Below are 6,284 nucleotides of genomic sequence, written 5' to 3'. Positions count from 1 at the left end.
CGCGTCCGACAACCGCTCAAGCAACACCAGACCCGCACCCTCGGACCAGGCTGTACCGTCGGCCGCGGCGGCGAAGGACTTGCACCGCCCGTCGGGCGACAACGCCCGCTGCCGCGAGAACTCCACGAACGACGTGGTTGTGGCCATCACCGTCACACCCCCGGCCAGCGCCAGGTCGCACTCTCCGCGGCGCAGCGCCGCCGCCGCGAGATGGATGCCCACCAACGACGACGAACAGGCCGTGTCCAGGGCCACCGCCGGCCCCTCGAAACCGAAGGTGTAGGCCACCCGGCCCACGGCGATGCTGCTGGACGCGCCTCCCGCGACGTAACCCTGGACGTCGAGGGGGATGTCGTCGAGGAAGCTCGCGGCGAAGCCCTGGTACATGAGCCCGGCGAAGACGCCGGTGCGGCTGCCGCGCAGCGCGGCCGGAACCACGCCCGCGTTCTCCATCGCCTCCCACGCAGTCTCCAGCAGCAGCCGCTGCTGCGGGTCCGCCGCCAGTGCCTCCCTGGGCGACATTCCGAAGAATTCCGGCTCGAAATCGGCGGCATCCTCGAGGAATCCGCCTTCGCGCACATAGGACTTGCCCGCGCGGTCCGGGTCGGGGTCGTAGACGTCCTCGTCCCAGCCCCGGTCGGCAGGGAAGGGCGATATCGCGTCCTCCCCGCGGTGCAACAGCTCCCACAACTCCTGCGGGCTGCTCACCCGGCCCGGGAACCGGCAGGCCATCCCCACGATCGCGATCGGCTCGCTCGCCCGGTTCTCCACCTCACGCAACTGCCGACGGGCGTCGCGCGCGTCCACGACCGCGCGCTTGAGGTACTCGCGCAGCTCTTTCTCGTCAGCCATCGGAATTCAACCGCCAATTTTTCCGCATCGCTACTGTTCCCCACGACGACGAACGCGCCGAATTTCGCTGCGCCAATTTCACGCAGACCATAAACCGGACTCAGTCATGAGCCAGTAACCGCAGCCGCAGGGGAGGCCAGAGCGGTTCATTACCGCGGGGTTCCCTCAGAGGTCATCCCAGGTGGATGACTTGGCAGGTCGTCGGTCATGGTGGGGATCATCAACGGCTGGTGCCGGACGAGTTGTGGGCGTTGTTCCAGCGAGTGGTGCCGGAGGCGCCGTCGCGGCCGCAGGGCGGTGGTCGGCGTCGGCGCGGCGATATTCCGGAACGCACTTCGCCCGCGGCAGCGGACCGAAAGGAGCTTTACCTCCGGGCCGCCGTCGCGGGCGATGTCCATGCGTGTGCCGAGCGTGCGCCGTTCGGCTCACCCACGCGGGGTCAAGGCGGGCGCCGACCGCGCCACGCGGCTCACCGGCCGACCTTCGTGGGCAGCGGAGCCTGCTCCGGCACCGGGCGAGTGTCCGCCGCGGCGGGCGCTTGCGGCTCGGTGCCCTTCCGGGGCATCAGCACGGCCACGACCACGGCGGCAGTTCCGAGGACGACCGCGCCGACCAGGCTCGTGTGGGACACCGCGTCCGAGAAGGCTGAGCCGACCGCGTCGGCCATCCGGGACGAGCCCTGCGCCAACTCCGCCGCCTGCTGCTTGAGCGCGGCGGCGTCGGCAGCCGGGGCCTTCGCGGCCTGCTCGGTCAGCTGTTCCGCCCTGTCCTGGAAGGACTGGGCCACGGCGTTACCCGCGCCGACCGAGTCCTTCGCGGCTTCCAGCGCCTCCGGCGGCACCTTGCTCCCCTTGGTCGCGTCGGTGAGGTTCGCCGCGTACGAGGAGGCGAGCGTCGAGCCGAGAACCGCGATGCCGAGCGATCCGCCGAGCTCGAGCGAAGTGTCGTTCACGGCGCCGCCGACGCCGAGCTCCGACTCGGGGAAGGCGCCCATGATCGTGTCCGTGCACGGGGAGACGGTGAGGCCCAGCGAGACGCCGAGCAGGGCGAGCGGAGCCACGAAGTCCCCGTAGGTGGAGCCCGATTCCACGCCGATGAGCAGGGCCAGGGCCGCCGTGCCGCCCACCATGCCGACCGTCACCATGACACGGGCGCCGAGACGCGGCGTCAGCGCACCGGTCAGCGCGGCGCCCACGAACACGCCGAGCGCCAGCGGCAGCATACGGACGCCGGTCTCCAGTGGGTCGTAGTCCAAGACGAACTGGAAGTGCTGCGTGAGGTAGTAGAAGACTCCGAACACGGCGAGGAAGAAGGCCGCGACGCCGAGGTTCGCACCGGCGAAGGCGCGCTCGGCGAACTTGCGCACATCGAGAATCGGGCGCGGATGGCGCAGCTCCCACCAGACGAACAGGAGCAGGCCGAGCGCGGCGATCGCCGCCGCGGTGAACGCCGAAGCGCCCCAGCCGAAGTGGGGGCCGTCGATGATCATGTAGATGAGGGCGCCGGACCAGACCACCGAGAGCACGCCGCCCCCGTAGTCGATCCGGCCGCGGTCACCGGCCTTCGACGGCGGCACCAGGACGTACGCCGCCAGGATGGCGACGGCGCACACCGGAACGTTGATGAGGAACGTGGACTCCCAGCCGTTGTCCTTGAGCAGTACACCGGCGATCAGCGGACCGGCGGCGATGGAGAGCCCGGAGGTCGCCGCCCAGATAGTGATCGCCTTGGCCCGCTCCTCGCGCGGGAAGACCGCCGCGAGCAGCGACAGCGTCGCGGGCATGATCATGGCTGCGCCGACGCCCATGACCGCGCGGACGACGATGACTTGGACGGAGGTGTCCGCGAAGGAGCCGGCCACACCTCCCGCGGCCATGATGAACAGCCCGACCACCAGCGAACCACGACGTCCGTACTTGTCACCGATCGCGCCGAGCAACAACATCAGGGCGGCGTAGGGGACGGTGTAGGCATCGATGACCCACTGCAGGTCGGAGCTGGACAGATCGAGATCCCGGGTCATGGCCGGTGCTGCGACCGTCAGGGCGGTGTTCGCCATGACGGAGATCATCAGACTGAGGCAGAGCACCAGCAGAGCCCACCAGCGTCGGGCATAGGGCCTGCTCATCCGCTCGACCGGCTCGTTGACGATGAACGGCACGGTTCCCCCTCCATTTTCGATGCGGCCCCGCGACGGCCTGTGAGCGGGCCCGGGGCAGCGCGACGACTAGTTGCACACAGGTGTGAATGTAGCCGTACTTGCACACAGATGTAAAACTAGGGGGATGCAACCACACGCATCGACCCTGAGGGCCGAAGCCAACCGCCGGCACATCCTCGAGGTCGCCCTCACCGAGCTGCTGCGCACCCCGGAGGCGTCGATGAACCAGATCGCCCTCGCGGCCGGCCTGTCGCGGCGCACGATGTACGGGCACTTCCCCAACCGCGAGGCGCTGGTCGAGGCGATCATCGGGGAGGCCATCGCGGCGGTGGAGCAGGCCCACTCCGCGGGCCGCGAGGGGGTGACGGAGCCGGCCGAGGCACTGGCCCGCTCGCTTCTCGCCGTTTGGGAGGTCGTCGACCGCTATCGCCTCCTGCTCTCCCTCGCGCAGCAGAGCCTCACGATGAAGGGCATCCGCGACCGCCTGGGCGCCGTCCACAAGGCCGGCACGCAGCTCATCCAACGCGCCCTGGAGGACGGGTCGTTCTCGTCGCCGCTACCGGCGGAGGGATTGCGCTACGTCTTGGAGGGCGTGCTGTTCTCGGTGATGGAGGCCACCAACAACGGGCAGGTGCGCCCCGAGGAGGCGGGCCGCGCCACCACGGTCACCCTGCTCTGCGCGGCGGGCATGCCGCACGCCCGCGCCAACGCGTTGATGGCGAGAATTCTTGACGAGTGAGGTCCGGTGCCGCCGGGGCCCGTACGGGGCCGGCGGCAGTCGACGCACCGCGCACGGGATTCGATGAGCCGGCCTTCAGCAGGCCGCAGGCGGCATCAGGACGTACGGCATCGAGCCCTGAGCGATATCACGACAGCAAACGGTGACCGACCGGGTTTTCGTCGCTGGCCGTGGGGGCCCGAAGCCCCGTTCACAACCTCGGTATTCCGCCCGTCGGCGGGGGCCGACGGGCCAGGGCGCGCAGCGTTCGGGGGATGAGCGCGCGCCGGCTCTTGACGTCGGGCCGCACTTGGCCCGGATCAGCGCCGCCGCACCTCCTGCAGGCGCCCCTGACTCACGGCTTCGCCGCCGACCGCCGCATCCAGCACGTCGATCAGCCGGGCGATCTGCGCGTTTCTCACGGACAGCGCCCGGGAGACACCCCAGACACCCCCCGCCACCAGCACGAGGGCAGCCACCGCGAACCGCCAGTCCTCGGACCTGTTCAGCATCGTCACTCCACACCTTGACTGTGGACAGCTCAAGCTGCACTCAGTAGTATTTGTAGGCGCTGACTTAAGTTATCCACTGTAACAAACCATAGGCCAGCTACCACGTCAATGGCGACAATTGCGAGGAAGAACCATGGGCCAGCAAACGGCAAGCCCTCGGGTGCAACAGCGTCGACAGGCCACACTTCTCGAAATCCGCACGACGGCCCGTCAGCTGCTGTGCGAGCACGGACCGTCCGGAGTGACGATCAATGCTGTGGCCCGGCAGATGGGCATGAGCGGCCCGGCCGTGTACCGCTATTACAACAGCCATGACGCCTTGGTCGAGGCGATCATCACGGACTTCTACCAGGAACTGACCGAGACGATGATGGCGGCGCGGGACACCTGCCCGCCCGACCGTCCCGGCAAGAGGTTGCTGTTGACGTGCCGGGCGATGCGCGCCTGGGCCCTCGAACACCCCAATGAGTTCAGCTGGCTGTTCGCGAGCCCGGTGACGTCGGCGGCCAAGCCGGACGAGGAGTCGCCCCGGCAGCAGGCGGGACAGCAGTTCGAGAGCGTCTTCCTCGACCAGCTCGGGGAGGTGTGGAAGAAGGCCCCATACCCGGTGAGGCCCTTCGCCGACCTGGCGCCGTCCACCCAGCGGCAGATGACCGACTACTCGGCCCGGACGAACAGCACCCTCCCGCCCGAGGCCCTGCACATGTTCCTGTCGAGCTGGATCAAGCTCTACGGCCTGCTGTGCATGGAGATCCTCGGCCAGCTCGACTTCGCCTACAGCGACCTCGAGCCGGTGTTCGAGGAGAACCTCTACGAGCTGTGCGCCGCGCACAACCTGACGTACGAGCCTGCTGCCGGCTGACCCTGGGCGGTCGGCGCAGGGAGGGTCAGCCGGGAAGAAGTGACTCCCGCACCACTGCCGCGACCTGCGCGATCTGGTCCTGGAGATAGAAGTGGCCCCCCGGGAAGACGTGCAGCTGCGTGGGGGCCGAGGTGATGTCTTGCCACCGTGCCGCCTCTTCCGGTGAGACGACCGGGTCCGCGTCTCCGGTCAGCACGGTAACCGGGCAGTCCAGCGAAGAGCCGGCAGTCATGCGGTACGCGGCCAGCGCCCGGTAGTCGGCCTCCACCACCGGCATGATCATCGCGAGCACCTCGGGGTCGTTCAGGACGTCCGCGCCGATGCCCCCCATCCGGTGCAGTTCGGTCAGCAGTTCATCCCCGCTCACCAGGTCTCCGGGGATCGGTCCCCCAGCCGGCGCGACGCGGCCCGAGGCGAAGAGGCGCGTGATGTCCTTCGACGCCTGCCCCCCACGCATCAGCAGAGCCACTTCGAACGCCACGAGCGCGCCCATGCTGTGACCGAGGAGCGCGCACGGCCGCCCGTCGGAGAGGAGTTCAGCCAGTTCCCCGCCGATCGCCTCGGCCATCCGGGGAATGTTCCCGACCGGCTGCTCCCGGTGACGGTCCTGGCGGCCCGGGTACTGCACTCCCAACACCTCGACGTCTGGCGCCAGCGCCCGCGCCAGACCGGTGAAAGAGGTGACGGCGCCGCCCGCGTGCGGAAAGCACACCAGCCGGACGTCGCTCGATCCCGGCGACCCCATCCGGCGTATCCATCGGTCAGTGCCCATCGTTCGGTGTCCTCTTCCTGTCGTGTGTTCGATCTGCCCCGTGCGAGCACCGCACGCTGTGGGTGTACGGGGCGGCCGACCCGGCCCGTTCGTCCAGGTCGGCCGCCCGCACGCCGGTGGACGGTTACTCGGCTCCGTCGACCAGCGCGAAGAGCTCCTCGTCGCTGGCGGAGTCGAGGTCGTCGGTGGCGTCGTGGCCCTCGTTCGGACCGGCGCCGGTCAGTTCAAGGAGTCGCTGCAGCTGTTCGGTGATCTGCCCTCGCAGCGTGTCGTCCTCCCTGACGCCCCGGATGCGCTCCTCCAGCCCGCCCAGGGTGGTGAGCAGGGTGTGGGGTGGGGGTGTGTGCTGGTCGGTGAGCTGAGTGTCCAGGAACCCGGCCAGAGCGCTGACGGAGGGGTAGTCGAAG

The 6,284-nt window shown here is 69.2% G+C and carries 7 protein-coding genes; 2 read left to right on the top strand and 5 right to left on the bottom strand.

Annotated features, from left to right (window positions below; genetic code table 11):
• Both ACIQPT_RS37265 and ACIQPT_RS37260 read right to left on the bottom strand, forming a co-directional pair.
• Positions 1 to 852, bottom strand: an 852-nt coding sequence (locus tag ACIQPT_RS37265) for a beta-ketoacyl synthase N-terminal-like domain-containing protein (RefSeq protein ID WP_401162768.1), incomplete at its 3' end; no start/stop codon positions are given.
• 469 nt (positions 853 to 1,321) lie between these two features.
• Complete coding sequence (locus tag ACIQPT_RS37260) at positions 1,322 to 2,980, bottom strand: MFS transporter (protein ID WP_401162771.1); 1,659 nt, start codon at positions 2,978 to 2,980, stop codon at positions 1,322 to 1,324.
• A gap of 157 nt (positions 2,981 to 3,137) precedes the next feature.
• Here ACIQPT_RS37260 and ACIQPT_RS37255 point away from each other — a divergent pair, with 157 nt between their 5' ends.
• Positions 3,138 to 3,752: a TetR/AcrR family transcriptional regulator gene (locus tag ACIQPT_RS37255; RefSeq protein WP_401162766.1), complete on the top strand. Its 615-nt coding sequence runs from the start codon at positions 3,138 to 3,140 to the stop codon at positions 3,750 to 3,752.
• Between the two features lie 299 nt (positions 3,753 to 4,051).
• Here the strand turns inward: ACIQPT_RS37255 and ACIQPT_RS37250 are convergent, their stop codons facing one another.
• On the bottom strand, positions 4,052 to 4,249 hold the full coding sequence (locus tag ACIQPT_RS37250) for a hypothetical protein (protein WP_401162764.1): 198 nt from the start codon (positions 4,247 to 4,249) through the stop codon (positions 4,052 to 4,054).
• 127 nt (positions 4,250 to 4,376) lie between these two features.
• Here ACIQPT_RS37250 and ACIQPT_RS37245 point away from each other — a divergent pair, with 127 nt between their 5' ends.
• Complete coding sequence (locus ACIQPT_RS37245) at positions 4,377 to 5,105, top strand: TetR/AcrR family transcriptional regulator (protein ID WP_401162762.1); 729 nt, start codon at positions 4,377 to 4,379, stop codon at positions 5,103 to 5,105.
• Between the two features lie 25 nt (positions 5,106 to 5,130).
• Here the strand turns inward: ACIQPT_RS37245 and ACIQPT_RS37240 are convergent, their stop codons facing one another.
• Together ACIQPT_RS37240 and ACIQPT_RS37235 are read right to left on the bottom strand one after the other, a co-directional pair.
• Positions 5,131 to 5,877 (bottom strand): thioesterase II family protein, encoded by a 747-nt coding sequence (locus tag ACIQPT_RS37240; RefSeq protein ID WP_401162759.1) that lies wholly within the window; start codon positions 5,875 to 5,877, stop codon positions 5,131 to 5,133.
• Positions 5,878 to 6,001: 124 nt separating this feature from the next.
• Positions 6,002 to 6,284, bottom strand: a 283-nt coding sequence (locus ACIQPT_RS37235) for a hypothetical protein (protein ID WP_401162757.1), incomplete at its 5' end; no start/stop codon positions are given.

Source organism: Streptomyces sp. NPDC091289 (assembly GCF_044757365.1).
In the GTDB taxonomy this organism is placed as follows: domain Bacteria; phylum Actinomycetota; class Actinomycetes; order Streptomycetales; family Streptomycetaceae; genus Streptomyces.
This window is presented reverse-complemented; position numbering and strand designations above follow the sequence as displayed.

What these genes read in the sequence shown, in the direction of transcription:
- ACIQPT_RS37240 (WP_401162759.1), bottom strand. Translation starts at nt 5,877, where the DNA reads ATGGGCACTGACCGATGGATACGCCGGATGGGGTCGCCGGGATCGAGC.
- ACIQPT_RS37260 (WP_401162771.1), bottom strand. Translation starts at nt 2,980, where the DNA reads ATGAGCAGGCCCTATGCCCGACGCTGGTGGGCTCTGCTGGTGCTCTGC.
- ACIQPT_RS37245 (WP_401162762.1), top strand. Translation starts at nt 4,377, where the DNA reads ATGGGCCAGCAAACGGCAAGCCCTCGGGTGCAACAGCGTCGACAGGCC.
- ACIQPT_RS37255 (WP_401162766.1), top strand. Translation starts at nt 3,138, where the DNA reads ATGCAACCACACGCATCGACCCTGAGGGCCGAAGCCAACCGCCGGCAC.